This window comes from Paenibacillus alkaliterrae, from assembly GCF_021532375.1.
In the GTDB taxonomy this organism is placed as follows: domain Bacteria; phylum Bacillota; class Bacilli; order Paenibacillales; family Paenibacillaceae; genus Pristimantibacillus; species Pristimantibacillus alkaliterrae.
Window position 1 is genome coordinate 20,223 of the sequence record NZ_JAKGAP010000026.1, and the last position, 26,556, is coordinate 46,778.

Here is a 26,556-nt window from a genome sequence, read left to right on the forward strand (position 1 = left end):
GCAGTCACTATTCCGACCAGACAACGTTGCCCTCTACAATTGTCGCTACCGGCCAGCCGCTAAGCTTCCAGCCGCCGAATGGCGTATTATTGCTCTTCGATGCAAAGGTGCTTGGATCAACCATACGCTCGCTCTTCAGGTCGACAATGGTAAGATCAGCTGGCGCTCCTTGCTCTAGCCGCCCCTCTGGAAGACGGAAGACGCGAGCAGGGTCTGTAGTCATACGCCGTAAAAGAAAGCCCAATGTCCATTGTCCGGTTTGCACAAACTTGGTGTACAAGAGCGGGAAGGCCGTTTCGAAGCCTACGATTCCGAATGGAGCAAGCTGAACGCCGCGCGCTTTCTCCTCAGCGCTATGCGGTGCATGATCGGTTACGACCATATCGATCGTTCCATCCTCAAGCCCTTCGACAACTGCTTGAACGTCGCGCGGCGTGCGGAGCGGCGGATTCATTTTCCAATTCGCATCATCCAGTCCGGGGATATCCTCGTCAGAAAGCAGCAGATGATGCGGGCAAACCTCAGCGGTTACGCGTACACCAATTTGCTTAGCGAGGCGGATAAGCCGAACCGATTGCTCCGTGCTGACATGGCACACATGATAGTGAACGCCCGTCGCTTCAGCAAGCAAAACATCTCTGCCTACATGAATCGCTTCCGATTCGTTCGGAATACCCTTCAAGACATGCTTGCGGGAAAACTCGCCCTCCGACGCCCAAGCGCCTTCAACCAAGGAGTCATCCTCGCAGTGCGCGATGATCGGCATATCCATTGATTTCGCCAACGTCATCGCATTCTTCATCATTTGAGCGTTCTGCACGCCAACTCCGTCGTCCGTAAAACCGATTGCTCCGGCTTCCTTCAAAGCGGCGAAGTCCGTCAGCTCGCGTCCAAGCTCGTTCTTGGTGATCGCTGCATAAGGAAGCACCTTCACGATGCCAACCTGCTGAGCCTTGTCTGTAATGTAGCGGACCGTTTCCGGCGTATCCGTTACCGGACGAGTATTCGGCATGCAAGCGATGGTTGTGAAGCCGCCCTTAGCCGCCGAGCGAGTGCCTGTAGCGATATCCTCTTTATATTCAAACCCTGGGTCGCGCAAATGCACATGCATATCGATAAAGCCTGCAGATACCAGCTTTCCTTGCGCATCGATGACTTCCGCGCTGCCTGTGTCCGGCGCTTCGGCACCGTCAACGATGGTTTCGATTTTGCCGTTATCGATACGAATATGTTTAGCTTCCAGACTTCCCGAAGCATCATTCCATACATTAGCGTTAATAATCCATAAAGACATTATTTGTTCACCCTCCGAATCTATTCCGTTTATGATAATTAGACTAGCTTAGTGCCCGTTCGATAACTGCCATTCGGATTGGAACTCCATTTTCCATTTGCGGGAAAATGCGTGATTGCGGATGCTCAACAAGCTCATCGTCAATTTCAACGTTCCGATTGATCGGTGCCGGGTGCATGATAATCGCATGCTCGGCTAGCTTGCTTGCACGCTGGACCGTAAGACCATAATGCTCGCGGTAGCTTTCTGCCGAGCTCAGCATGCCGCTCTCATGGCGTTCCAGCTGTACCCGGAGCATCATAACTACATCCGATTTCAAAGCCTCATCGATGGAGACATAGGAAACGTCCAGCTCTGAAGCCTGCAGGTTCGGCGGCGAACAGAAGTTGACGTTCACACCAAACTTTTGCAGCGCCCATAGGTTTGATCGGGCAACCCGGCTGTGAAGAACGTCTCCCACAATCGAAACCGTCAATCCTTTAAGATGTCCAAAATGTTTGCGCATCGTGTACAAATCGAGCAAAGCTTGTGTCGGGTGCTCATTATTGCCGTCTCCGGCATTTACTAACGGAACCTTTATTTTCGTAGCGAGCTCGGCAAGCACGCCAATCGGTTTCAAACGGATGATACCGACGTCGATCCCCATCGATTCCAACGTGCGTACTGTGTCGTAGATGGACTCGCCTTTCTGTACGCTCGATACCGCCGCCGAGAAATTCAATACTTCTGCTCCCAGCCGCTTCTCTGCGACCTCGAAGGAAAAACGCGTTCTTGTACTGTTCTCGAAAAACATGTTCGCGGCAAATTTGCCTTGCATCGCCGCGTGTACCTTAATCTGTTGATTTGCCCAATAAGCTGCGCGGTCAAGAATCGATTCGATCTCTTCTTTGCTTAAATCCTTTAATCCGAGCAAACTCCGTTGTCTGAGCTTCGTCATCGTCATCCGGCATGCCCCCTTTGATTTATAATCGTAACTTGATCGATTTGATCGATTTCCGTCAATTGCACCTCGATTTGCTCCTGCTTGGAGGTTGGTACGTTCTTACCGACGAAGTCCGGCCGAATAGGCAGCTCTCGATGCCCTCGATCTACCAAAACCGCCAGCTGAATGCTCTGCGGTCGTCCGCAGTCCATAATCGCGTCCATCGCCGCACGAATCGTGCGCCCCGTATACAGCACATCATCGAACAAAATAACTTTCTTGTCCTGGACGGTGAATGGAGCTCCTCCGGTCTCGCCCAGCGCCGCCGCAACCTCTGCATCCGCGGATGCGATTGCTTTGCGGTCATCGCGATATTGGGTAATGTCGAGCTCGTTCACAAGCACCGGCTTCCCTTCTATATCCTTGATCCGCTCTGCGATCCGATGCGCCAAATAAATCCCACGCGTTCGAATTCCCACGATCACGCAGTTATCGATGCCCTTGTTCTTCTCCACGATCTCGTGAGCAATTCGCGTTAATGCCCGGCGAATCGCCGTTTCATCCATGATGACCAAATGCTCTTCCTCCGTCATTTCCGCATACTCCTTCCATAGTCATCGAACTGTCAGGTTGCGACAAAAAAAGCTCCTTGCGTCATTCGCAAGGAGCTTGTGATCAGTCACGAAAAGATTAGGTGCACCTTTACAGCTTCCGTCTCAGAAAGCTGTTATAAAGGATGTCCTATTGCTTCTCTTCTATAGACCTGTTATTCACGCTACCTTGCCAGCCTCTCGGGACTGAGTTAAAGGTACTGCTGTTTATCATAGGAATTATCCCACGTTCGACAAAAGATGTCAAGCAAAAACGAATATTTCCGCTTGTACATAGTGTGGTTCAATTCCAATCAGCTATGCAAGGGCAGCGCTGGATACTAAAGACTTAGTTTCCGGATCCGTTCAACCGCCTTTTCGGTATTCTCGCGGCTTCCGAAAGCGGTTAAGCGGAAATAGCCTTGTCCGCTTTGACCGAACCCTACGCCTGGAGTACCAACGATATTCGCTTCAGTCAGAAGCTTATCGAAGAAAGACCAAGAATCCATGCCGTTCGGTGTTTTGAGCCAGATGTAAGGAGCGTTCACGCCCCCAAACACTTCGAGCCCAAGTGAAGCAAGACCGTCACGGATAATCGCTGCATTGGTCATGTAATAGTCAACTAATGATTTGATTTGCTCTTTGCCTTCCGCCGAATAAATGGCAGCTGCGCCGCGTTGCGTTACGTAAGATACGCCATTGAATTTCGTAGTATGACGGCGATTCCACAGGTCATTAATCAAAACTTCATTGCCTGCTGCGTCTAAACCCTTCAACTCGCGGGGGACAACTGTATAAGCACAACGAACGCCTGTGAAACCAGCCGTTTTCGAGAAGCTGCGGAATTCGATGGCAACCTCGCGGGCACCCTCGATTTCATAAATGCTGTGCGGAACATCCTCTTCTTGGATAAACGCCTCATAAGCAGAATCGTACAAAATGATGCAGTTGTTCTTTTTCGCATAATCAACCCATACTTTAAGCTCTTCCTTTGTCAGCGTCATGCCAGTCGGATTGTTCGGGTAGCAAAGGTAGATGATATCAACCTTGCGGTCAGGCAAGCTTGGCTTGAAATCATTTTCGGCCGTGCACTCTAGATAAGCGATATTCTCATAGCGCTTCGTTTCCTGATTGTATTTGCCGGAGCGGCCAGCCATTACGTTCGTATCCACATAGACCGGGTACACGGGATCTTGAACGGCAACGATGCTGTTCTCGCTGAAAATTTCTTGAATATTGCCGACATCGCATTTCGAGCCGTCGCTTACGAACACTTCATTCGTAGCGATGTTGATGCCGCGAGCTTTATAATCATTTTCGATAATCGCGTTGATCAGGAAATCGTAGCCTTGCTCCGGACCATAACCGCGGAATGAGCTTGGAGCGGCCAGCTCGTCAACCGCGCTGTGCATAGCCTTCAACACCGCATCCGGCAATCCGCGCGTAACGTCGCCGATTCCCAGGCTAATAATTTCTGCGTTCGGGTTTTCTTGAATAAACTTTGTACGGCGCTTGGCAATTTCCGAAAACAAGTAGCTGCCTTGCAGCTCCAAATAATTTTGATTAATGGAAGTCATTTGGTGTCACCTATCCTTATTTTATCATTAATTTCTGTTGTTAATGTTTAGAATAACTCACTTCTTGGCTCTAAATAATGAATAAAGTGGTGAAAAGTTTGCACTTTTACACGCCTGGGTTTACCTTATCCGCAAGCTGTTCAGAACATGCTCAAAGTCGGCCGGCAGCGGCACTTCAAATTGCAATCGTTCTCCGCTTCTCGGATGAGTAAAGCCAAGAACTGCGGCATGAAGGGCTTGTCCGTTTAAAGCGACTGTCTTGTTTCTTCCATAGACCGGATCTCCCGCAAGCGGATGGCCGATATATTTCATATGCACGCGAATTTGATGGGTACGGCCTGTTTCCAGCTGCAATTCTACAATCGTATAGTCATCTAGACGCTCTAAAACGACAAAATGAGTAACGGCATGCCGGCTATTCCGGTCCGTTACCGTGAACAGCTTGCGGTCGTTCGCATCGCGGCCGATTGGCGCATCAATCGTCCCTTGGTCATGCGGGAGATTGCCGTGCACGAGCGCAATATATTTGCGCGTCACCGTATGGTCCTTTAATTGCTCGGCTAACGAAATATGCGCAAGATCGTTTTTGGCAGCCATTAAGAGTCCCGTCGTATCTTTGTCGATACGATGAACGATCCCGGGACGAATCATTCCATTTATGCCGGAAAGATCCTTGCAGTGATGCATCAGCGCATTGACTAATGTTCCGGATGAATGTCCCGGTGCCGGGTGTACGACCATGCCCCTCGGTTTATTAATGACAATGAGGTCAGAATCCTCATAGATGACCTCCAGCGGAATCGCTTCCGGAAGGATGGCTGCATCCGCGGGCTCCGGAATTTGCAGGACGATCCGATTGCCTTCGGCCACTTTATAGTTTGCTTTTCCTATTTTTCCATCAACCTCGACGGCGCCTGATTTTATCCAATCCTGTACCTGCGTGCGTGACACGGCTGCATCATCTATGCTGTCCGTGATGAACTTATCCAACCGTTCTCCGGATTGTTCCGCAAGGGCGATCCACTCCAAAGCTTCTTCATTATACGGGTTGCTGCTCATGATTGTTAGGTTCCTTGTCCTCTCCGTTTTCCAAACGTTTTTTTTCATCCTTCGCGGACAAAAGGGTGTCGATTAAAATTAGCGCTACTCCGCAGACGATAGCGGAATCAGCTACGTTAAATATCGGGAATTGATAGCTGCCGAAGTTGAATTGAAGAAAATCGACAACCTCGCCAAAGCGCGCTCGATCCAGAAAATTGCCAAGCGCTCCGCCTAGTACAAGGCCTAATCCAATCAAGAGCCATGGCTTGGCCGATTTGCGCACAGCCTGTATGTACCATATAATACCCGTTACGATAACGATCGTAATAATAATGAAAAACAAACGCTGATCCTGCAAAATGCCGAATGCCGCCCCGCGATTGCGATGCGATGTGATAAGAAAGAAGTTGCCGATAACACTAATCTGATCACCGATTTCGAGTTGTGTCGCAATTATTTTCTTCGTTACATAATCAAGGACAAACACCAGCAATGCGACCCAATAATAATAAAAACGCATCCGATCACTCCTAAGTTTTTGGTAAAGCAGTTAAGACTAAACCTTAATTGATTGTATCACATCGAGTTAAACGAGAGCCAGCGCGCAGCTGCTTGTTCTTCCATCGATGTCCATACTGAAATGCTCCTCTTCGGCAAAAGCTAATCAAGCAATGATTACTTCTTGAAAGGACGGTGCTCTGCATGACAAGAATCACAAACGCACAGCAAGAGCTGCTCCGCGACAGACTGCTGGACGAGCAGCATGAAATCGAACGCCGGCTCGCGGAAAACGAGCATTATGGACTTGCCAGCTCGCTTCGGGACGATACCGGCGAGCTGACCCCGATAGATAATCACCCGGGGGATACAGGCACGGAACTTTATGAACGGGAGAAGGATGTGGCCCTGCTTGAGCAGGAGGATCTTCACCTGTCACGAATCGAAGCCGCTTTACAAGCAATTGATGATGGCAGCTACGGCATTTGCAAAACCTGCGGCGAGACGATTCCGCTTGAACGGCTTGAAGCTGTACCCGATACGCTGTATTGTATAGAGCATGCGCCGCGTCAACAGCTTTCTCTGCGCAGACCGGTAGAAGAGCTTGTGCTTACTCCTCCCTTCGGCAGGACAAGCATGGATGAGCATGACAACTACAACGGCTTTGACGGCGAGGATGCATGGCAAATCGTCGAGCAATGGGGAAATTCGGACTCCCCGGCAATGTCAGAAAACAGGGACGTGGCTGATTATGAGCATGTGGGTATCGAAGCTTATGAGAACAATGGCTTCGTTGAACCCCTTGAAAGCTTTCTTGCTACTGACATTACCGGCCGACACGTCTCCGTTATTCGTAACCGTGAATACATGCATTATTTGCATAGCGGCGAGGGTGATCACGGTCTTGAGGACGACGAGCAACGTAATGATTAGTTATTAAAACGTCTTCCCTTCAAGCTGAATTTGTACGATTCGTACAATGTCTGCAATATAATCGCCGATAATCGGCAGGTTTAAAGCACCTAATATCCGCAACACATAAAGAATCGTAGCCGCAAAAAAAGTAAAGCCAATCGCGATTCCGACGCCCCTTGCCGTACCGGCGAGCAAATTTCTCCAAATAAGCGTTCTCGGTCTGTTTAACAGATCTACGTACTCGGCTATTTGTGTGCGTTCCATATCTGCGGCAATACCTTGGAGACGTTGATCAAGCTTGCTTAACGAAGTTTGCAGCTCGTTTAAATCCTTCGGCTTTTCCGGATTAATTATTTTCATACGAGGCATCCCCTTTGCCAAACAATAAAACGAGGCACTACCTTCGGACTCCTGCAGTCAAGCGGCAATGTCGCCGCTTGCTGCAAGCATCCGGAAGGCTGCCGCCTCGTTTTTCGCTTGTTATTTTCTTTATACTATATCCTTAACCCCGTATGAAAATCCCAATATTTTTATCGCCGAGCGTCACGCGCTCCATATCCGCAAATGTTTCAAAGGTTACACTTTGAACGAGTACGTTATCATGAAGCACGTCAGTAAACGCTTCAAGCGCTGCCTTAAGCCCGGTATCCACATCCAGTACGAGATCAATACGCTTTTCAATTGGAAGATCGAGCTTTTTACGCGTATCCTGAACGGCGCGTATAACCTCCCGCACCCAGCCCTCCTGCTCCAGCTCCGGTGTAATATCGGTATTCAGCGCAACGGTTACGCCGCTGCCGGAAGCGGAAGCAAAGCCTGATTTCGCTTGTTTCTCAACAAGCAGCTCGTCAATCGAAATAGTCAGCTGCTCGCCTTCACTGGCAGTAAACACAAAGCTTCCGCCGTTTACGATGCCGCGCGTCTGTTCTGCAGTAAGCGTCTTAAGCTGCCCTTGTATCGGCCCTACATGCTTGCCGTATTTCTTGCCGGCAACCTTTAGATTAAGCTTTAACGTAAAATCAACGAATCCGTTGTCGGAATTTTGGACCGTAATCGCTTTTACGTTAATTTCATCCTTAATGATAGCCTCATAGGCTGCAATATCGAATTCACGATCAAGAGATACAATGAGCTCACATAGCGGCTGACGCGTCTTAATGCCCGTTTCGTTGCGAACGTTACGGGCCAGCTCGACGATCTGCTTCGCGCTTTCCATATCGCGCTCGAGCGTTTCATCGATTGCCGCATCGTCCGCCTTCGGATAATCCGCCAGATGAACGCTGCCTTCTCCGCCCATATTCCCATAAACGTCCTCTGCAAGCAATGGCGCGTATGGTGCGATAAGACGGGAGAGTGTAAGCAGTACGCTGCGCAGCGTCTGATAAGCCGCTACTTTATCGGCAGTAAGCCCGCTTCCCCAGAAACGATCGCGCGAACGGCGGATATACCAGTTGCTAAGCTCATCAACGAACGTCTCGATCGATTTGGCCGGATTAAGGAAGTCGTTGACTTCAAGCCCTTTGTTTACCGTATTAATCAAGCTGTTCAAGCGCGAAATAATCCAACGATCGAGTTTGTTATCCGATTTCGTTTCTTCATGAGCCCCGTAATCAAATCCGTCAATCGAAGCGTATAACGCGAAGAAAGCGTGCGTATTTACGATCGTATCGATAACCTTCGATTTCGCTTCGCCCACAATGCCTCGCGAGAATCGTTTACTGTTCCACGGCGCGCTGTCTGCAAGCAACGCCCAGCGGAATGCATCGGTTCCGTACTCGTTAATGATTTCCCAAGGGTCGATGACGTTCCCTTTTGACTTGGACATCTTCTGACCGTTCTCATCCAAAATATGGCCTGTGGAAATGACCGCTTTATACGGTGCTTTGCCATTGTAAAGGGTCGAAACAGCTAGCAAGCTATAGAACCAGCCCCGTGTCTGATCGATGCCTTCGCATATAATATCGGCCGGATATTGCTCGGAAAATTCCATTTCGTTCTCGAACGGATGATGATGCTGAGCGAAAGGCATCGAGCCGCTGTCGAACCACACATCAATGACTTCCGGCGTCCGAGTCATGACCGCACCTTCAGCAAACGGCGATTTCAATTTAATTTCGTCCACATAAGGCTTGTGCAGCTCAATATCGGCTGGCACGTCTCCTATAGCCATCGCACGCAAATCAGCAATGCTACTCGGCGAGTATTCCTTGCCGGTAACCTCGCAGACCCAAACGTTAAGAGGCGTTCCCCAATAGCGGTTGCGGCTGATGTTCCAATCGACCAAATCCTCAAGAAACTTGCCGAAGCGGCCTTCACGGATATGTCCAGGATACCAGTCCACGCCGTTGTTGTTCGCGATTAACTGATCCTTCACAGCCGTCGTCTTAATGAACCAGCTCTCCATGGCGTAATAAATGAGCGGCGTTTTGCAGCGCCAGCAAAACGGATAGCTGTGCTCGTAACGCTCCTTGGAGTAAAGCAAGCCGCGCTCGCTCAGCAATTTAACGATATCGATGTCTAACTCTCCGTCTTTGACGAACCGGCCTGCGAAGTCTGTTACCTCTGACGTATAACGTCCTGCTAAATCAACGATATTCAGCATGCTGATGCCATTCTCGCGTGAAACCCGGTAATCGTCCTCGCCATGGGCAGGCGCGATATGAACGATACCCGTACCGCTCGTATCGCTAACGAAATCGCCCGCGATAACAATATGCCCGTTCTCGATCGGCACGTAACGGAATGGCGGCACGTAACTGCGTCCTGCCAGCTCGGAACCCTTCACCACGGATAAGATTTCGAAGTCTTCTTTAAGCACGCTCTCTGCCAGGTTTTGCGCGACGATGTATACTTCGCCATTCTTCGATGCCCGGATATAATCGAGCTCGGGGTTAACGGCAAGCGCTACATTCGCCGGCAGCGTCCAAGGCGTAGTCGTCCAAGCCAGTATCGAATCACCCGAATCGGCGAGCTTGAATTTAACGGTCGCGCTTAAGTCCTTCACATCCTCATAGCCCTGCGCAACCTCGTGCGAGCTGAGCGTCGTTTGGCAATCCGGGCAATAAGGGCTTACGCGATGACCTCGATACAACAGCCCCTTGCTGTGAATGGTCGATAAAATATGCCATACGCTTTCGATATATTCATTTTTCAATGTGATGTACGGATGATCCAAATCGGTCCAATACGCGATAGCTTCCGTAAGCTCGCGCCATTGCTTCTCGTATACAAATACGCTGTCTTTACATTTCGTAATGAATTTCTCGACGCCGTATTCCTCGATTTCCTGTTTGCCGGAAATGCCAAGCTGTTTCTCAACACCCAACTCAACGGGCAAACCGTGCGTATCCCACCCCGCTTTACGGACGACACGATAGCCCGCCATCGTTTTGTAACGGCAAATAAAGTCTTTAATAACCCGGCCGAGCACATGTCCAATATGCGGTGCTCCATTAGCGGTTGGCGGTCCTTCATAAAAAACAAAATTCGGCTTGCCTTCACGATTGATGATTGATTTCTTAAATGTATCATTCGTCTTCCATTGCTCAAGCACACGCAGCTCGCGGCTGCGGGCACGTTCTTTTACATCTACGCGTTGCATCATTTCAGCCTCCCAAATTAAACAAAAATAAAGCCTCATCCCTATGAGAAGGGACGAGGCTTAGTCGCGTTACCACCCTTGTTCCGCGCGAGCTGCTATTATGCAACTGGCAAATGAATGCGGACAACTCCTTCGAGCTGCGCATCATGCGGCACCTTAGTCGCGAACTTCAAGTTCGCGTTCCCTGTAACGGGGGACAGCCGTCGGCACTTAATACTGCTTACGCAGGCTCTGCGCCGCTTCTCAGAGGGGATATTCCGTAATTGCTCACACGCCGGTCTTTCAGCTGCCGCCGGCTCTCTGGGGAGTGAACCTAAAACGTACTCGTTCTCATCAACGAAGTTTAGATTATCAATTGGTTACTTTTAGTTATAGCTTAACTTCAGGTGTATTGTCAAATGTCAAAACGCCCATTTGCTTGCGTATTACCCGCGCTGCAGCTCGTGCTCGGCAAGCCTCGCTTGCTGCTGAGGCTCCAGCGTATCCCAGCCGTCAACGGTAAGAAGCTCCAGCTGAGCTTCGACAAGTGTACGGAAACGCGCACGATATACCGAAGCCTGCTTCTTAAGCTCCTCGACCTCAAGTGATACTTTGCGCGACTTGGCGAGCGAATCATTAATGATGCGATCGGCATTTTTCTCCGATTCCTTAATGATCAGCTGCGCCTCCTTCTTCGCGTTGCTTCTCACTTCATCGGCCGCTTCTTGGGCGACAATAATCGTCTTGCTAAGCGTTTCCTCGATATTCGTGAAATGATTCAATCTCTCTTGCAAGCCCAGCACTTGATTTTGCAGCTCTTTATTATCACGAATGAGCGATTCGTAGTCTTTAATCACCTGATCGAGAAATTCATTGACTTCATCCTCGTCATAACCGCGCAATCTGCGGCCAAATTCTTTGTTATGTATGTCCAATGGCGATAACGGCATTGGCGCACCTCCTCAGCATATTTGTGACACTGGCAACCGTATCACACGATTCGATGTTCGATGTGAACAGATTCGACAACCGAACAAAAAATCCTGCAATCCTTTAAATAAATTTGCCGATCTTGACACGAATTCTGCCTTTTTTTGTCACACCGTCGACCTCTATCACCTTAAAGCGCCCAAGACCCTTAAATGAAACAACATCTCCTTCTCGGAGCTGCTCTGAGGGATCCTCCTCGGATTTCCAATTTACCCGGCATCTGCCGGCGCGAATCGGATCAACGATTTTGGAACGGCTGATACGATAGACATCGCTCGCAATGCCGTCAAGTCGCATAGAAGCGACCGACAAGCTCATCTCCTCCAGCTTCGGAATAACCGTCTGCAGCTCGGCTAAAGGAAGGACGTCTGTCAAAACATTCATCCGATGCACCTGCCGCAAATGTATATTCAAATAATCGGCAATTTCATCGATTACGACAATGTGGCAGAATTGATCATGAACGTGAATATCGCCAATCCGATCGCGTTTAATGCCAAGTCCCAGCAATGCGCCCAAAAAATCGCCATGATCAAGCTCCAACCGCGCTTGTCCTATTCCGTTTACGGCTAAAACGGAAATGCCGATTTCCTCATTATCCAAGCTTCGGTAATCAGGGCCGACGACAGCCCGTTTACGCTCAGCCTGCGAATAACCGCCATCCAGGCGTATGCTGACATCAGGATTGCGGTTTGCAAGCATCGTAACGATTTGAGCTTGTCTCGGGTCTAAAAAATCGGTCCGCTTCAGCTCATGCTGCTGTGCGGACCGCTCTATCCACTCCATTGCCCGATCAACGAATGGCTTCTCGTCGGGGTGGAAATGATCATATATACCTTGTTTCATGCTTGTTCATTCCTTTAATTAATAAAAAATCCGATTACCGCAATCAAACCGTACGCGACAAATTGCAGCGCGAATACAGCAAGAATCGGGGAGAGATCGAGCATGCCTCCGATTGGCGGAATAAATTTCCTGAAAATCCCTAAGTAGGGCTCTACAAGCTTTCCAAGAAATACACCGATAAAGCTTTCGCGCGCATTCGGCAACCAAGAAAGCAGAACATAACCAATAATCATAAAGGTGTATATTCTTTGTACATTCATAACCGTGCTAGCAACTATATCCATCATTTACTCAAGGTCACCTCATTTTGTTGTAATCGATATCCTCCGCCAGCATTTCCGTTATGGTACCTTGAATTTCTACAGAATCCGGCGTGCATAGAAAAATATTAGGACCAAGCTTAGAGATGCTCCCGTTTAAAGCGTACACTGTACCGCTTAAGAAATCAACAATGCGGACGGCCAGGTCTGTCCGAACCCGCTGCAGATTCACGATAACAGCGCGGCGCGAACGTAAGTGGTCGGCAATCTCTTGCGCTTCATCGTAGGAACGGGGTTCGCTAAGGACGACCCGAACATTTTTCTGTGAATGGATGCTGACGACGTTATTGCTCTTCGTATTTTTACGTGACTCGAAAGAAGAAGTTTCAGGTTCTTGCTCTTCCGGCTGTGTGATTCTTTCACGCTCTACGACTTCTTCTTCTTCCTGCAGGCCAAGAAAATTCATAAATCGGTTCATGACACTCATCCCTTATACCTCCTCTTTCCCCACTAATATCGTACCAAGTCGAATCCATGTTGCACCTTCTTCGATGGCTATCTCGAAATCATTCGACATTCCCATTGACAAATGAATGATGGACCCTGACCCTGGCGATCGTTGCAGCAGTTCATCGCGCAGCTCGCGCAACGCCCTAAATACGGATCTGGTTTGCTCAGGTTCAGATTCAAAGGGTGCCATCGTCATCAATCCAATGGGTTGTACCGATTCGTACTGCTGAAGCTGTTCTACGAATGAGTACAACTGCTCAGGCTCGATACCGTGTTTCGAATCCTCACCGGAAACGTTCACTTGAATAAAACATGGAACGACTATCCCAAGCTGAACGGCACGCTTGTTAATAGCTTCGGCAAGCGACAGCCTGTCCAGTGAATGCATGTATGTAAACTTCCCAATGACGTCCTTCACTTTATTCGTTTGGAGAGAGCCGACAAAATGCCATACTGGCTGACCTGCCGCCTCTGCCTGCGCATTGCCGCTTATCTCTTCCCATTTGGCCTGGGCATCCTGCCAACGATTTTCCCCTAGATGAAGCAAGCCATGCTCGACTGCATCCTTCGTCGCGTCAATCGACACGTATTTCGTCACCGCTATCGTTTTAACTTCTTCTCTGCTGCGTCCGGATCGTTCGCATGCTTGCTTAATTCGTTCCTCAACGAGCTGTATCCTATTCACTAATGTAGTCGTCATACTTCACCTCTCCCGAATGCCGATCCAGCTGGCCATCCGGCCGGTTGAGCCACCTTCCATGCGATGGGAATAAAATAAATCCCGTCTGCATCCAGTGCACCACTGTGTTAATTCGATATGGATCGGCAAAATTCCTGCTTTTATCATAATCTGTCGGTTTATTTCTTTCAAGTTTAAGTTTGCTCTTCCGTTATCGGATAATTCCAGCATCGTATCCGCACTATCATCACTACAGCCCAGCTTTTCAAGCAACAGCGTCACTTGACCGATAACCGGCCCGTCAACCTCGTAGCAGCAGATTCCGATCGATGGACCGATCGCTGCAACCAGCTCCTGCGGTCTCGATCCGTACGCCTCAGCCATCGCCAAAATCGTTTCTTGCGCAATTTGCTGCACCGTCCCTTTCCAGCCCGCATGGGCAAGCGCTATCGCGTGATGCACAGGATCGTAGAAATACAGCGGAACACAATCTGCATAATAAGAAACCAGCAGCACATTGGGAACGTTCGTTATGATCGCATCACAGCCTTTTATCACATTGGCGAGCGTCTCTCTGCCGCTGCCGCGTTCCTCTTCCGTCACGCGCTGAACACGATTGCCATGCACTTGCTCGGCACAGGTCCAGGCTTCAAAAGGCCAATCCAGCGCATCAGACACAAGCTGGCGATTTTTAATGACGGTTTCATCCATGTCTCCGACATGCAGTCCCATATTTAAAGAAGTGTACGGCGATTCACTGACCCCTCCGCTCCTGCCCGTAAAGCCGGCCGTCAACAAATGGCAGCGGTTTTGCCATTCCGGCAATAAAAAAAGCGAAGGACCCTTCGCTGATTGAATATGTTCAAATACATCCATCTAAAAATCACCTCTAATGTTAACATAGCATCAGTTTACCGTGTTACGTGCGGGCGTGCAAATCCTCATCCTCTGAACGAAGCGATTTCGTATCGTCCATCCGTACAAGAACGACATCCGCTCCGATCTTCACAATATTGCGCCAAGGGATGACAACCTCCGTGCCGCCTCCGCCGAACATACCCAAAAATTTTGTATATTGGGGAACCACGATTGAATCGATTCTCCCTTGACGCAAGTCAAGCTCTAAATCGGTAATTTGGCCAAGCTTTTTACCATCCACGATATTAATAACGTCCTTCGTCTGAAAATCGGATATTTTCATTAAGCTTCACCACTTTTCAAGAAGAGTGATCGTCCGTTTGCTTCTCCTATAACTATATGAATAAATCGCCTAAAATGTCCTACTTTCCTTAAAAAACGCCTTGATGATGTCCATCGCCTGGGCTTCTCCGGTTATGACAAAAAAACGGTGCCGCTAGGCACCGTTTTTTTATGTTTTTACATGCTTTTGCATTTGCTGAATGGCTGACTTCTCGAGCCGTGACACCTGTGCCTGCGAGATGCCGATTTCATCGGCCACCTCCATTTGCGTTTTACCTTCAAAAAAGCGCATCGATAAAATCATTTTTTCCCGCTCATTCAGCTTGTGCATCGCTTCCCGAAGAGCAATCTCTTCAATCCATGATACATCCTTGTTCCGATCGTCGCTAATTTGATCCATCACATAAATCGGATCTCCGCCGTCATGATAAATCGGCTCAAACAAAGAAACGGGATCTTGGATAGCATCAAGCGCAAAAACGACGTCTTCCTTCGGAACATTGAGCGCCTCCGATATTTCGAATATCGTAGGTTCGCGCGAATTGCGGTTCGTCAAGCTGTCTCTCACTTGAAGCGCCTTATAAGCGATATCCCTCAAGCTTCTCGATACGCGTATCGGGTTATTGTCTCGCAAGTAACGGCGTATTTCTCCGATAATCATCGGTACGGCATAGGTGGAAAATTTGACGTTCTGTCCAAGGTCGAAATTATCTATCGCCTTCATAAGTCCGATGCAGCCGACCTGAAATAAATCGTCTACAAACTCTCCCCTATTGTTAAACCGTTGTATAACGCTAAGTACAAGCCGTAGATTGCCGTTTACTAATTTCTCTCTTGCTGCCCACTCGTTGCGGGTTTGCAATGCCGTAAATAATTCTCTCATTTCGACATTAGTTAGGACAGGCAGTTTCGCGGTATCCACTCCACAGATCTCGACTTTATTTCGGGTCAACGTGATTACCTCCCAAGGAGAAACATTAATGTACATTATCTCCTCGGGTGGTCTTTTTATTCCTGATACGACATCGTTCGACAGGAACAAAAGATGAAAGGGCTCTAAACCATCTTATTGAATTCCTTGCGCAATCGTTTAATAATCCGCTTCTCAAGCCGGGAAATATACGATTGCGAGATACCTAAAAGATCCGCGACATCCTTTTGCGTTTTCTCTTCGCCGTCGGCCAGCCCAAAGCGCAGCTCCATAATAATGCGTTCGCGCTCCGAAAGCTTATCTAGCGCCTTGTGCAGCAGCTTGCGGTCAACCTGCTCTTCGATATTGCGATAGATCGTATCATTTTCAGTGCCAAGCACATCGGATAAAAGAAGCTCATTCCCATCCCAATCGATATTAAGCGGTTCATCAAACGACACCTCGGTTCTCGTCTTGCTGTTGCGTCGCAAATACATCAAAATTTCATTTTCGATACAGCGGGAAGCATAGGTCGCCAACTTGATCTTTTTTTCCGGATCAAATGTATTAACCGCCTTAATCAATCCGATAGCCCCGATCGATACCAAATCCTCAATATGGATGCCTGTATTTTCAAACTTGCGCGCGATATAGACAACAAGTCTTAAATTCCGTTCGATTAGCATCGCCCGAATGGCCGTATCACCGCTTGGCAGTTTTTCCAGCAAATATTCTTCTTCTTCGCGTGTTAAGGGAGGCGGAAGCGCCTCACTGCCGCCAATATAATAAATTTCTTCGCTCTTTAGTCCGAATAAAAATAAAACACGATAATAATATAACTGAAGAATCAATTTATACTTGACGAGCATCTGGCCCATCCCTCCCCGATTGTTTGAGCATACGTACTTTACTACTGTACCATTGACGGATGGATAATCGCTCGATATGCCCCATCAGACGTTAGCTTCCCGCCATCAAGCCCAATAAGGACTTTCCGCGTTTCAAAAACTTGTCCTTCCCTCGTAATTTCAACCGTATCCGGTTTCAGCGCCAGCATAAACTGGGATCCACGGTTGACGCCCCTGAAGGGGACAAGTCGCAAACGGTCTTGCCACGCGAAGGGCTGTTCATCCATTCCTGCAACAAGACGATCTACTTGAGCTTCGCGTATGCTCTTTAACCAAGATTCAGGCAAATCCTCTTGCCATAGAGAAGCTTCCATCACCATAACAGGCGTCCGGGTCAACGGATCATAAAGCTGATTACCCGTGTCGATCAAACCAACGCATGTTTGGATGCGCTCGCCAATTGTTATTTTCACTTCTGCCAAATGAGTTTGCACCAGCTCCCGTTCTCGTTTTTGCGTTAATACGGAACGGTAAACATACAGTCCGATACAAAACGCAGCAATGAAATAAAAAAGTCCCATCTTGAGCTCTACCCGCATGCTGCCGTTCACGAACGTAATCGTCCTCCATACCTCTCCGGAGCCCTGCATAAACAAATAATAAAGACCTAGCACAGCGCCGGCCGCAACAAAGTTCACCGCATAAAACGCTGCTACATTCCGCAAATAATGTTGAATCGATGCGAAGCCGAATGCAATCCAAACGATGATTAGCGAAATAACAATTTTCACGGCCAACGTGAACAAGAAAGACAATGGCGGAAACAGCATGAATACGACATAACAAGCTCCGACAGCGGAAGCCGCTAACACGCGCCAAGGCCTCGGCTTTAGGTGACGAACCCAAGCGGAAGTTAGTAGAATAGCGCCATCGACGAGCATTTCCCGCAAAAACATAACATCCACATATACAGCCAATTCGGTCACCTTCCTGCTACTCCGGCAAACGGGTTTGCAGCCGGCATCCGGGAGAACGATTGAGACTAGTATATTAAAATCCTATTTCAAAGTCTGTCTATTCATGACGGCATGACACATCTTTTTTTGTCGAGTAAGAGGATAAAAAACGCCACCTCCAATGTCGAGAAGGGTAAAGCCCAATTGCGATCAGCGAAAAAAAATCCCGCCTCACCGGTAAAGCCGGTAAGGCGGGATCGGAAATCGTATTTAACGGTCGTTGCGCGGACGGTTCCGCAGAAATGCCGGTATTTCAAGCTGGTCACTGGATGTATTGTTAGCTCCGAATGGCTTAACAGCCGACGAGCTTCCGGTTTGTCTTGGGTCAACGGCTTCTTGCTGCTGTGGTACACGACGAACCGGTGCAGATGCTTTGGACTCAAAGCCTGTCGCAATAACGGTAACTTTAATCTCGTCCTTCAAATCCTCGTCAATGATTGCGCCGAAAATCATATTAACGTCCGGATCAGAAGCAGAAATCACGATTTCGGCAGCTTCATTCACTTCGTAAAGCGAAAGGTTGCTGCCACCTGTAATATTCATAATAACACCACGAGCGCCATCGATCGACGTTTCCAGCAATGGGCTCATGATCGCTTTTCTTGCCGCTTCTGCCGCACGATTCTCACCCGTAGCGATACCGATACCCATAAGGGCGGAACCGCGCTCCGTCATGATCGTCTTTACATCGGCAAAGTCAAGATTGATTAGTCCCGGTACAGCGATAAGATCAGAAATGCCTTGTACCGCTTGACGAAGCACATTATCGGCTTCACGGAATGCTTCCAGCATCGGCGTCTTCTTATCGACGATTTCAAGCAAACGATCGTTCGGAATAACGATTAGCGTATCAACTTTCTCTTTGAGCGCTTCGATACCAAGCTCAGCTTGCCCTGAACGCTTGCGGCCTTCGAACGTAAACGGACGCGTGACGACTCCGACCGTTAGAGCGCCGCATTCGCGCGCAATTTCAGCAATGACAGGAGCTGCTCCGGTTCCCGTTCCGCCGCCCATGCCGGCTGTAACAAATACCATGTCTGAGCCTTTAAGCTGGTTCATGATGATTTCACGGGATTCCTCGGCAGCCTTGCTGCCTACCTCTGGATTGGCGCCCGCGCCCAAGCCGCGAGTCAGCTTATCCCCGATTTGCAGCTTATGCTCGGATTTCGCCAAATGAAGTGCTTGAGCATCGGTATTTACCGTAATAAAATCTACGCCTTTCACACCGTTCTCTATCATTCGGTTGACCGCGTTGCTTCCGCCGCCGCCTACACCTATTACTTTTATTTGAGCAAGCTGCTCAAGCTCAAAGTCAAATTCCAACATCCTTCATTTTCCCCCAGTCAAGCGTAAACCGCTGACGCCGTCATGTCGACGGTGCAGCAACGTTTCGCGGTGAAATATAAGTATCATAAAGAGGTGAAACTTATATTCTCTTCGTTTTCATATAAACTCATTGAACATGCTTTTTATCCGCTCGAACATACCGGGTTTGGTTGGAGCTGCTGGACTTGCTTTGCGGCTTGCCGATTTCTTCACGGCTCCGTTTCCGCGAGCCCCCATATATTTCGACACGTATTGAATCATACCCACTCCACTGCTGAATGCAGGATCTCTTACTCCGATATAATCCGGCAGGGCGATTCTTACGGAAGACTCTAGCTCTGACTGGGCCAAAGCGAGCGTTCCAGGCATCGATACGGCACCGCCGGTCAATACATAGCCGTTCACCTTATCTCCGTAACCGAGTCTGCGAACCTCCTGGCGAACCAGATGGAAAATTTCCTGCATGCGAGGCTCGATAATACTAGCTAGATCCAGCTGGGAAAATTCCTTCTCTACGTTGCTGCCCATGCGGGTCACTTTAAACTTAACGTCTTCCGCTGCGTCAGGCACATTCGCGCATCCGTACTTCAGTTTAATTTTCTCCGCTTGCTCACTCTGCGTACGCAAGCCGTATGCTATATCATTCGTTACATATTCACCGCCAATGGGCAGCGTTGAAGTGGCTACTATTCCGCCTTGATCATAAATGGCGATGGTGCATGAGCCGGCTCCGATGTCTGTCAACACCGTGCCAATCGACTTCTCATCCTTCGTAAGCGACATGACGCCGGAAGCCAATGATAACAAGATGACGCCGGATATACGAAGCCCGGCTTTCTCTACGCAGCGCATGAGATTGTGTATCGCGGTCTTCGTTCCTGTGACGATAGTCGCCTCTACCTCGAGACGGACGCCGATCATGCCGCGCGGATCAGATATGCCCTCCAAGCCGTCTACTAAATACTGCTTGGGAACAAGATTAATAATTTCGCGCTCCGGTGGAAGCGCGACTACTTTAGCTGCTTGTAGTACGCGTTCAATATCTTCTTCGCCTATTTCACGATCCTCGTTGGATACTGCAACGACGCCACGATTAGTTTGCAGTGCGATATGATTGCCCTGAATCCCAACGTATACGTCTGATATTTGAATGCCAACCATGCGCTCTGCATGCTCCACAGCATTGCGAATCGATTGCACGGTTTGGTCAATATCTACTATTGCTCCTTTGCGAATACCCTCCGAGTCGGCAGATCCAACTCCAATAATATTAATGGCTCCATTATTCATTTCACCAATAATAGCACGAACTTTGGATGTACCGATGTCCAAACTGACGATGATGTCGTTGCTGCTCAACTCGCGGCACCTCCGTTTCAACTAAAAATAAATTTACTTTTGCTTAAGGTCTTTCTACATATTCAACGCCTTTAATATTTTCCCTCTTTTTTCAACAAACTTTCGTCATTTTTTTCGGTTTTTGTCGAGCCCCGCCCCTTGCGATGCCCCATAAATCCTAAAGTTATCCAGCTATATTAAGTATGAATGCGATAAATAAAATTCTACCATTCTTTCAAGCTATTGAGTAGTCTCTTTTTGATTTGAGTCCATATTTTCTGAACTTTCCGTATGGAACGGCACATAAGTATCGGCAAGCAGCATCGTTATTTTCCCCGGCTCCTGCGTCTCGATCACGGCGTTCAATGCTTCGATCTTTTCGGGCAGCACGGAGACTGCTGTAATCACTTCAAACTTTGTCCTTGTATAAATGACGATACGGTCGGGATAAGCGGTCGAAGGTATCGGAATGATCTCCGACAGGTCGGATAACTGCTTCGTCCCCATTTTGCCTAACTGCTTCGTAAGCTCTTCCTTGACCGGGTCATCGTCGGACCAACCGGAGAGTACTGGCTTATCGACCAACAGTAATTGATCATTGTCCGCGTTAACGCTTGTGCCGTTCGACAAAAGTGCCGTCATTTCCCCGTGCGCAGACAGCTCGAATGCAACGACCGGATATTCTTTAACCGTAATTTTCACGACGCCTGGAAAGGCTTTCGTCACCGTTACCTTCTCCATTTGAGGCAGCGTCATTACCCGGCCTTCAATAGCTTGGGATGAGGTGCGGAAGAAAGCGTCACCGACCACGACGGCAGCAGCTTGTCCTATTTCCTCCCGCGCAGCAAATCGATTTCCCTCGATTTGGATTTCAGATATTTTGCTGATCGAAGAATTAAAGAATAATACGGTTAGAAGAGCCATAAATAATAGGAGGAGAATGCTAAGCAGCTTACGGCTGCCCATTCGTTTGCGGCCGGGTTCCTTTAGTACAGGCATCTGAGCGCTCATAACTTGTCCCTTCTTTCACAAAAAACTTCCGGCATTCCTCAAAGTAAAGCCTGTAAGGGCAGCCGGCAGTTTCTATCTTGCAGCAAAAGCGCATAATGCTAATTATTAGGCACCGGCAAGTATCGCGATATACGCGCTCCTAACCTTGACAGCATCGTTTCAATTCTGTCATACCCACGGTCGATGTGATGAATTTGCTCAACCACCGTTTTGCCCTGCGCTGCCAAACCCGCTATAACGAGTGCGGCTCCTGCGCGCAAATCGGTCGCCTCCACTGTAGCGCCGTACAGACGGGGCACGCCGCGAATAATAGCTGCGTTCATATCCACGCGTATGTCCGCTCCCATGCGGGACAGCTCATCGACATGTTTCAAACGGCCTTCAAAGATCGTTTCTTTCAATATGCTAACACCGTCCGCAAGCGTAAGCAGAACCATAACCTGAGATTGCAAATCGGTAGGAAAGGCCGGATACGGCGAGGTAACGATTCTTTCAACTGCCTTAGGTCTGGTTGCATTGCCGACTTTAATTATATCACCGTCAACGACAATTTGAACACCTGCGCGGCGCAGAACATGAATCAAGGAGGACAAGTGCGCGGGTTTTGTATTTTGGAGCGTCACCTGACCGCGCGTCGCGGCGGCGGCTACCATAATCGTCCCAGCGACTATGCGGTCCGGAATAACCTTATAACGACAAGGTGTTAGCGACTGTACCCCATCTATCGTTATCGTGTCCGTTCCGGCCCCCATAATTTTTGCGCCCATCGCATTTAGAAAACATTGCAAATCCTGAATTTCCGGCTCACGCGCTGCATTGCTGATCGTTGTTCGGCCTTCAGCCAAAGCAGCAGCCATCATAATGTTCTCCGTCGCTCCGACGCTTGGGAAGCTCAAATGAATATCGGCGCCCCTAAGCTTCTCTGCACGGCATATGATACGGTTACCCAATTCTTCTATTTCTGCACCAAGCGCCTGCAAACCTTGCAGATGAAGATCAATTTTTCGTTCGCCGATTGCGCAGCCGCCCGGCTGGTAAACCTGTGTTTCACCAAACCTTGCCAGCAGCGGCCCCATTAGAAAAATAGAAGAGCGCATCTGTCTCATTAACGATTCCGGCACGTGGGACGTATGTGCGGTTTCTGTATTCAGCACAACCGTTCCTCCCGTATGCTCGGCGCGGCATCCTAATTCGCGCAAAATGTTCAGCATGACATCGATATCCAGCAAGTTAGGCACATGATCGATCGTCGTTGTGCCTTCAGCTAGCAAGCTGGCCGCCAATATCGGCAAAGCGGCATTTTTCGCTCCTTGGATAACTATGGTTCCTGATAGAGGTTTCCCGCCTTCAATCACCAATTTGTCCAATGTATCACCTCCGAATTACCGCTCGCCCACCACCAATACTTCCGGCACCAGCAGGATGCCAAAGCGGTCCTGTACGGTGCTCTTGATATGTGTCATGAGGGCGAGAACGTCTTCTGCTGTCGCTTGCCCGGTGTTCACAATAAAATTGGCATGCTGCTCAGATACTTGTGCTCCTCCGATATGCCAGCCCTTTAAACCCGCCTCTTGAATAAGCCGTGCGGCGTGATCACCCGGCGGATTACGGAACACGCTCCCTGCGCATGGAAGCTGCAAAGGCTGCGTCCGTCGTCTCCTGTCTTTGAAGGAGGCCAATGTAGCGGCAATTTCTTTACGATCTCCCTCCGCAAGCTCGAAGGTCGCTTCAACAACAACCCCTTTTTGCTCTTGAAGAATCGAATGACGATAAGAAAAATGCATGTCGTCTCTTTCGTAGCGAACCAATTCTCCTGTCTCCAGTACAATGTCAGCTGACTTAAAAATACGTGACACATCCGATCCATGCGCGCCAGCGTTCATATAGACGGCTCCGCCCACCGTACCCGGAATTCCCCCTGCGAATTCAAGTCCGGTCAGTCCTTCCTTCCCCGCCATAACCGACAGCTTAATAAACGAATACGATGCGCCTGCAATGGCAAGCGACCCTTCGAAACGCACGTAATCTAACCCGCTGTGCGGTTTAATCACAACGCCGCGAACCCCTTTGTCACTCACCAACATGTTGGAGCCTCTGCCCAAATTAGTCCATGGTATCCGATGCTTTTGAAACAAGCGTACCGCCGATACCAATTCTTCTTTGCCTCGAGGGAGGATTAATATATCGGCAGGACCGCCGATTTTCCATGTTGTGTAGTTCGAGAGCGGTTCATTGTACAAAATATCGCCTACACCGGCTTGTTCCAATTCCGCTTTAAATGCTTCCATTAGTCGAACCTCCTTAAGGTTTTCCAAAGCTGAACTTGCTTCGTTAGCAGACGCTAACCTGTTGCTGACAAGCTGTTCACGATTCACCTACTCCCGATAACGTTCCAGCCAATCCTGCTTACGGGTGTATTAGTTGCGATAACCGCCCCATCCGGGCGACGGTCACGAATATAGTGTATCTTATGCCCCTGTAGGCTCTTGTGTGACAGCCGCCCATATCGCTGCTCCATGGCGCCAATGCATGCGATCGCAATCGGTCTGCCGGAAGCAGGAATGAGAATAGACGGCAAACCGATTGCCGTTATTTCCAATATTATGAATCTCTATCTCGAGTAACGGGAAATATTAAGTAAAATGCCTAACGATGTCAACAAAAGCGTCAACGAGGATCCGCCATAGCTTACAAGCGGCAGCGTAATGCCGGTTACCGGCATCATTCCGATTACGACACCGATATTGATAAGCACCTGTACCCCGACTATGCCGGTTATGCCTACGGCCAGCAGGCTGCCGAACGTATCGGGCGCAGCGATAGCCGCGCGCAAGCCGCGCCATATCACGACTAGAAATAGCATTATGAGCGTTACTCCCCCAATGAAGCCAAGCTCCTCGGCAATGATGGAGAAAATAAAATCGGTCTGCGGCTCAGGCAGGTAGCTGTATTTTTGACGGCTCATGCCAAGACCCAGGCCCACTAACCCCCCCGGACCGATCGCCAACAAAGACTGAATGATCTGATAGCCTCCATCTAGAGGATCCGCCCAAGGATCCAGGAAAGAGGTAATTCGCTTCAGACGATAAGGGGCCGCTATAATTAGTCCGACAAAGCCCGCGACTCCGATAAGCGCCAAACCGCCCAAATGAGCCATTCTAGCGCCCGCCGTGAAAATAAGCAGCAATGACGCCCCGAGCATGACGGCGCCCGTTCCAAGATCGGGCTGAAGCATGATGAAACCGAATGCCAGTCCGACGAGTCCGAGCGGCGGCATAAGCCCTTTCGTAAATTGCGTGACCGTTTGCTGCTTCTCGGATAACCACTTGGCCAAAAATAAGATCATAGCCAGCTTCATAAATTCGGATGGCTGTATGCCGAACGAGCTGATGCCAAGCCAGCTGCGCGCGCCGCCGCGAACGTCGCCGACGCCGGGAATAAGAACGAGTATGAGCAAGCCGAAGCAGACGATCAAAGCCATCGGCGCCCACCTTTTCCAAGTGGAATAATGCGTGTTCATCGTAAATATTAATGCACCTATACCAAGTCCGGCAAATAAAGCCTGCCGCTTCACAAAATAGAAACGGTCGCCGTGCTCGTGAAAAGCGAGGACGGCGCTCGCGCTGTACACCATAATTAATCCGATTGCGAGTATTAGCCCGATTGCGGAAAGCATCCAAATATCCGGGGCAGAACGCGCTTTGGCCATAGCGAACACACCTCTTAGCATGGGTAAGTAGGGACATGCCCCCTAATTACAAGGTATGCGCCGAATCTTTAAAAATGCGCCCTCTTTGCTCATAGGATGCAAACATGTCCCAGCTGGCGCAAGCAGGCGACAGAAGTACGGTATCGCCTTGCTCTGCCATAGCTGCCGCTTGCTTCACCGCTTGCTGAAGAACCGACTCGGCGTCTTCACTAGGTTCGACGATTTCCACTCTGGATAAACCTGCCAATTCAGCTGCCCGCGCAAGCTTCTCCCGGGTTTCACCGAATACGACGAGCCCCTTCAGACGATCGCGAAACAGCGGAACAAGCTCCATATAATCAGATCCGCGATCAAGTCCGCCGGCGATCAGCACGACCGGCGCCGGCAAGGAACGCACCGACATGGCCGTCGCCGCCGGATTCGTCGCTTTCGAATCGTTATAATAGTTGACTCCATTCCGCTCTCTCACAAACTCCAGCCGATGCTCGACCCCTCTAAACGTACGCAAAGGCTCTTCAAGCCGTTCGGGCTGCGCTCCCGCTGCCAAGCATGCCGCAATGGCCGCAAGCGCGTTTGCGGCGTTGTGACGCCCTGGAATACCCAATTCGTCAACCGGCAAAATTGTTTTTTTGACGCCATCGCCAAAATTATAAACAATTTGTCTGGAATCAGACGCTGTTTCGGCTTCAGATGCTTGTAAGCCTTCACTATGCCTTTCGTAAGGCGGGTCTATAAATACGCCCGTATCCAATCGCTCATAAAGTGAGAAAGGAAACAGCTGCGCCGCGAGCAAATCAGAAAGAGCTTTGCATTCGGAGTCGTCCCAATTAATGACCGCAACATCTTCAGCGGTTTGATTGTCAAATAGCTTCGCCTTGGAATTGACATAGTCATCCATATTTCCATGATAATCAAGATGCGTCTCCGCGATATTCAGCAATAAGGCAACGCGGGGCCGGAACGAATCCGTTCCCTTCAGCTGGAAGCTGCTGAGCTCGGCAACGATCCATTGGTCCTCCGCTGCTTCCAGTGCCGCCTCGCACAATGGACGGCCAATATTGCCTGCTACGATCGGCTCCTTGCCGGCCGCTTCAAGCAGCTTGCCAATCCAAGTCGTCGTCGTCGTTTTTCCATTCGAGCCCGTTATGCCTATGATCGGGGCAGGAGACAGCCAATAGGCAGCCTCTACCTCCGTTATGACTTCAACGTCAAGCTCAAGCGCTCGTTTTACAGGCGATGCCGAATAGGGAATTCCCGGATTTTTGATTAATAATGCCGTGTCCTCCGTAATGAGATCGTCCGGGTGAAAGCCGCATAGCACAGAAATGCCCAAAGCAGTCAACTCATCCGCTTCGGGGCATAATTCACGTTCCTTCTTGTCGTTCACTGTGACTTGCGCGCCTAATTGATGAAAGACCTTCGCTACGCTTACTCCGCTTCTGGCCAAACCTAGCACAACAACTTTGCGGCCCTTGTATGATGCCGGATGATTCATG

General features: G+C 49.3%; 27 protein-coding genes and 1 other annotated feature. Of the genes, 1 reads left to right on the forward strand and 26 read right to left on the reverse strand.

Going from position 1 to position 26,556, the window contains the following annotated elements; translation table 11 throughout:
• Positions 1–7: 7 nt before the first annotated feature.
• The 6 genes from L1N85_RS12730 to lspA form a co-directional block, all read right to left on the reverse strand.
• The gene (locus tag L1N85_RS12730; RefSeq protein WP_235238490.1) at positions 8–1,294 is read right to left on the reverse strand and encodes a dihydroorotase; all 1,287 of its coding nucleotides are present in this window, start codon (positions 1,292–1,294) and stop codon (positions 8–10) included.
• A 43-nt stretch (positions 1,295–1,337) separates the two neighbouring features.
• Positions 1,338–2,237, reverse strand: a complete 900-nt coding sequence (locus L1N85_RS12735) for an aspartate carbamoyltransferase catalytic subunit (protein WP_235238491.1) — start codon at positions 2,235–2,237, stop codon at positions 1,338–1,340.
• The gene (gene pyrR / locus L1N85_RS12740) at positions 2,234–2,809 is read right to left on the reverse strand and encodes a bifunctional pyr operon transcriptional regulator/uracil phosphoribosyltransferase PyrR (RefSeq protein WP_235238493.1); all 576 of its coding nucleotides are present in this window, start codon (positions 2,807–2,809) and stop codon (positions 2,234–2,236) included. Before pyrR ends, L1N85_RS12735 begins: the two co-directional genes overlap by 4 nt.
• A 338-nt stretch (positions 2,810–3,147) precedes the next feature.
• Positions 3,148–4,383: an LL-diaminopimelate aminotransferase gene (locus L1N85_RS12745; protein ID WP_235238497.1), complete on the reverse strand. Its 1,236-nt coding sequence runs from the start codon at positions 4,381–4,383 to the stop codon at positions 3,148–3,150.
• 120 nt (positions 4,384–4,503) lie between these two features.
• Positions 4,504–5,442, reverse strand: a complete 939-nt coding sequence (locus tag L1N85_RS12750; RefSeq protein WP_235238499.1) for an RluA family pseudouridine synthase — start codon at positions 5,440–5,442, stop codon at positions 4,504–4,506.
• Positions 5,423–5,944 carry a signal peptidase II gene (lspA, locus tag L1N85_RS12755; RefSeq protein ID WP_235238506.1) on the reverse strand — a complete coding sequence of 174 codons (522 nt, stop codon included), beginning with the start codon at positions 5,942–5,944 and terminating at the stop codon, positions 5,423–5,425. Before lspA ends, L1N85_RS12750 begins: the two co-directional genes overlap by 20 nt.
• Before the next feature lie 182 nt (positions 5,945–6,126).
• Here lspA and L1N85_RS12760 point away from each other — a divergent pair, with 182 nt between their 5' ends.
• Positions 6,127–6,855: a TraR/DksA C4-type zinc finger protein gene (locus tag L1N85_RS12760; RefSeq protein WP_235238509.1), complete on the forward strand. Its 729-nt coding sequence runs from the start codon at positions 6,127–6,129 to the stop codon at positions 6,853–6,855.
• Positions 6,856–6,858: 3 nt separating this feature from the next.
• Here the strand turns inward: L1N85_RS12760 and L1N85_RS12765 are convergent, their stop codons facing one another.
• From L1N85_RS12765 to murD, 20 genes are all read right to left on the reverse strand, one after another.
• Positions 6,859–7,206, reverse strand: a complete 348-nt coding sequence (locus L1N85_RS12765; RefSeq protein ID WP_407946378.1) for a DUF5665 domain-containing protein — start codon at positions 7,204–7,206, stop codon at positions 6,859–6,861.
• Positions 7,207–7,339: 133 nt separating this feature from the next.
• Entirely contained in the window at positions 7,340–10,438 is a 3,099-nt protein-coding gene (gene ileS / locus L1N85_RS12770; protein ID WP_235238805.1) for an isoleucine--tRNA ligase, read from the reverse strand.
• A gap of 46 nt (positions 10,439–10,484) precedes the next feature.
• Positions 10,485–10,784 (reverse strand) — a binding site (T-box leader).
• 79 nt (positions 10,785–10,863) lie between these two features.
• Entirely contained in the window at positions 10,864–11,367 is a 504-nt protein-coding gene (locus L1N85_RS12775; protein ID WP_235238525.1) for a DivIVA domain-containing protein, read from the reverse strand.
• A gap of 103 nt (positions 11,368–11,470) precedes the next feature.
• Positions 11,471–12,253 (reverse strand): YlmH family RNA-binding protein, encoded by a 783-nt coding sequence (locus L1N85_RS12780; RefSeq protein ID WP_235238530.1) that lies wholly within the window; start codon positions 12,251–12,253, stop codon positions 11,471–11,473.
• A gap of 14 nt (positions 12,254–12,267) precedes the next feature.
• Positions 12,268–12,540, reverse strand: a complete 273-nt coding sequence (locus L1N85_RS12785; RefSeq protein ID WP_235238538.1) for a YggT family protein — start codon at positions 12,538–12,540, stop codon at positions 12,268–12,270.
• A gap of 10 nt (positions 12,541–12,550) precedes the next feature.
• Positions 12,551–13,000 carry a cell division protein SepF gene (locus tag L1N85_RS12790; RefSeq protein WP_235238547.1) on the reverse strand — a complete coding sequence of 150 codons (450 nt, stop codon included), beginning with the start codon at positions 12,998–13,000 and terminating at the stop codon, positions 12,551–12,553.
• 3 nt (positions 13,001–13,003) lie between these two features.
• Positions 13,004–13,723, reverse strand: a complete 720-nt coding sequence (locus L1N85_RS12795; RefSeq protein WP_235238550.1) for a YggS family pyridoxal phosphate-dependent enzyme — start codon at positions 13,721–13,723, stop codon at positions 13,004–13,006.
• A 3-nt stretch (positions 13,724–13,726) separates the two neighbouring features.
• Entirely contained in the window at positions 13,727–14,578 is an 852-nt protein-coding gene (gene pgeF / locus L1N85_RS12800) for a peptidoglycan editing factor PgeF (protein WP_235238558.1), read from the reverse strand.
• 43 nt (positions 14,579–14,621) lie between these two features.
• Positions 14,622–14,903 carry a YlmC/YmxH family sporulation protein gene (locus L1N85_RS12805; RefSeq protein WP_235238566.1) on the reverse strand — a complete coding sequence of 94 codons (282 nt, stop codon included), beginning with the start codon at positions 14,901–14,903 and terminating at the stop codon, positions 14,622–14,624.
• A 168-nt stretch (positions 14,904–15,071) separates the two neighbouring features.
• Positions 15,072–15,854 carry an RNA polymerase sporulation sigma factor SigG gene (gene sigG / locus L1N85_RS12810; RefSeq protein WP_235238575.1) on the reverse strand — a complete coding sequence of 261 codons (783 nt, stop codon included), beginning with the start codon at positions 15,852–15,854 and terminating at the stop codon, positions 15,072–15,074.
• Between the two features lie 104 nt (positions 15,855–15,958).
• The gene (sigE, locus tag L1N85_RS12815; protein ID WP_235238584.1) at positions 15,959–16,681 is read right to left on the reverse strand and encodes an RNA polymerase sporulation sigma factor SigE; all 723 of its coding nucleotides are present in this window, start codon (positions 16,679–16,681) and stop codon (positions 15,959–15,961) included.
• A 41-nt stretch (positions 16,682–16,722) separates the two neighbouring features.
• Positions 16,723–17,646, reverse strand: a complete 924-nt coding sequence (gene spoIIGA, locus L1N85_RS12820; protein ID WP_328285206.1) for a sigma-E processing peptidase SpoIIGA — start codon at positions 17,644–17,646, stop codon at positions 16,723–16,725.
• 240 nt (positions 17,647–17,886) lie between these two features.
• Complete coding sequence (gene ftsZ / locus L1N85_RS12825; protein ID WP_235238587.1) at positions 17,887–19,002, reverse strand: cell division protein FtsZ; 1,116 nt, start codon at positions 19,000–19,002, stop codon at positions 17,887–17,889.
• A 117-nt stretch (positions 19,003–19,119) separates the two neighbouring features.
• A complete protein-coding gene (gene ftsA / locus L1N85_RS12830; protein ID WP_235238590.1) occupies positions 19,120–20,361 on the reverse strand; it encodes a cell division protein FtsA in 1,242 nt (413 codons plus the stop codon).
• Between the two features lie 219 nt (positions 20,362–20,580).
• Positions 20,581–21,351, reverse strand: coding sequence for a cell division protein FtsQ/DivIB (locus L1N85_RS12835; protein ID WP_235238598.1), 771 nt, complete (start codon positions 21,349–21,351; stop codon positions 20,581–20,583).
• Positions 21,352–21,449: 98 nt separating this feature from the next.
• Positions 21,450–22,718 (reverse strand): UDP-N-acetylglucosamine 1-carboxyvinyltransferase, encoded by a 1,269-nt coding sequence (gene murA / locus L1N85_RS12840; protein ID WP_235238606.1) that lies wholly within the window; start codon positions 22,716–22,718, stop codon positions 21,450–21,452.
• A 15-nt stretch (positions 22,719–22,733) separates the two neighbouring features.
• Complete coding sequence (murB, locus tag L1N85_RS12845) at positions 22,734–23,639, reverse strand: UDP-N-acetylmuramate dehydrogenase (protein WP_235238609.1); 906 nt, start codon at positions 23,637–23,639, stop codon at positions 22,734–22,736.
• A gap of 83 nt (positions 23,640–23,722) precedes the next feature.
• Positions 23,723–23,950, reverse strand: coding sequence for a hypothetical protein (locus tag L1N85_RS12850; protein ID WP_235238611.1), 228 nt, complete (start codon positions 23,948–23,950; stop codon positions 23,723–23,725).
• A gap of 12 nt (positions 23,951–23,962) precedes the next feature.
• On the reverse strand, positions 23,963–25,060 hold the full coding sequence (gene spoVE / locus L1N85_RS12855) for a stage V sporulation protein E (protein ID WP_235238613.1): 1,098 nt from the start codon (positions 25,058–25,060) through the stop codon (positions 23,963–23,965).
• Positions 25,061–25,106: 46 nt separating this feature from the next.
• Positions 25,107–26,555: a UDP-N-acetylmuramoyl-L-alanine--D-glutamate ligase gene (gene murD / locus L1N85_RS12860; protein WP_235238622.1), complete on the reverse strand. Its 1,449-nt coding sequence runs from the start codon at positions 26,553–26,555 to the stop codon at positions 25,107–25,109.
• Position 26,556 lies beyond the last annotated feature (1 nt).

Bases quoted from the DNA above. Each gene is read 5' to 3' on its own strand.
- L1N85_RS12730 (WP_235238490.1), bottom strand. From the start codon at position 1,294: ATGTCTTTATGGATTATTAACGCTAATGTATGGAATGATGCTTCGGGA.
- L1N85_RS12735 (WP_235238491.1), bottom strand. From the start codon at position 2,237: ATGACGATGACGAAGCTCAGACAACGGAGTTTGCTCGGATTAAAGGAT.
- pyrR (WP_235238493.1), bottom strand. From the start codon at position 2,809: ATGACGGAGGAAGAGCATTTGGTCATCATGGATGAAACGGCGATTCGC.
- L1N85_RS12745 (WP_235238497.1), bottom strand. From the start codon at position 4,383: ATGACTTCCATTAATCAAAATTATTTGGAGCTGCAAGGCAGCTACTTG.
- L1N85_RS12750 (WP_235238499.1), bottom strand. From the start codon at position 5,442: ATGAGCAGCAACCCGTATAATGAAGAAGCTTTGGAGTGGATCGCCCTT.
- lspA (WP_235238506.1), bottom strand. From the start codon at position 5,944: ATGCGTTTTTATTATTATTGGGTCGCATTGCTGGTGTTTGTCCTTGAT.
- L1N85_RS12760 (WP_235238509.1), top strand. From the start codon at position 6,127: ATGACAAGAATCACAAACGCACAGCAAGAGCTGCTCCGCGACAGACTG.
- L1N85_RS12765 (WP_407946378.1), bottom strand. From the start codon at position 7,206: ATGCCTCGTATGAAAATAATTAATCCGGAAAAGCCGAAGGATTTAAAC.
- ileS (WP_235238805.1), bottom strand. From the start codon at position 10,438: ATGCAACGCGTAGATGTAAAAGAACGTGCCCGCAGCCGCGAGCTGCGT.
- L1N85_RS12775 (WP_235238525.1), bottom strand. From the start codon at position 11,367: ATGCCGTTATCGCCATTGGACATACATAACAAAGAATTTGGCCGCAGA.
- L1N85_RS12780 (WP_235238530.1), bottom strand. From the start codon at position 12,253: ATGAAACAAGGTATATATGATCATTTCCACCCCGACGAGAAGCCATTC.
- L1N85_RS12785 (WP_235238538.1), bottom strand. From the start codon at position 12,540: ATGATGGATATAGTTGCTAGCACGGTTATGAATGTACAAAGAATATAC.
- L1N85_RS12790 (WP_235238547.1), bottom strand. From the start codon at position 13,000: ATGAGTGTCATGAACCGATTTATGAATTTTCTTGGCCTGCAGGAAGAA.
- L1N85_RS12795 (WP_235238550.1), bottom strand. From the start codon at position 13,723: ATGACGACTACATTAGTGAATAGGATACAGCTCGTTGAGGAACGAATT.
- pgeF (WP_235238558.1), bottom strand. From the start codon at position 14,578: ATGGATGTATTTGAACATATTCAATCAGCGAAGGGTCCTTCGCTTTTT.
- L1N85_RS12805 (WP_235238566.1), bottom strand. From the start codon at position 14,903: ATGAAAATATCCGATTTTCAGACGAAGGACGTTATTAATATCGTGGAT.
- sigE (WP_235238584.1), bottom strand. From the start codon at position 16,681: ATGCTCGTCAAGTATAAATTGATTCTTCAGTTATATTATTATCGTGTT.
- ftsZ (WP_235238587.1), bottom strand. From the start codon at position 19,002: ATGTTGGAATTTGACTTTGAGCTTGAGCAGCTTGCTCAAATAAAAGTA.
- L1N85_RS12835 (WP_235238598.1), bottom strand. From the start codon at position 21,351: ATGAGCGCTCAGATGCCTGTACTAAAGGAACCCGGCCGCAAACGAATG.
- murB (WP_235238609.1), bottom strand. From the start codon at position 23,639: ATGGAAGCATTTAAAGCGGAATTGGAACAAGCCGGTGTAGGCGATATT.
- spoVE (WP_235238613.1), bottom strand. From the start codon at position 25,060: ATGGCCAAAGCGCGTTCTGCCCCGGATATTTGGATGCTTTCCGCAATC.
- murD (WP_235238622.1), bottom strand. From the start codon at position 26,555: ATGAATCATCCGGCATCATACAAGGGCCGCAAAGTTGTTGTGCTAGGT.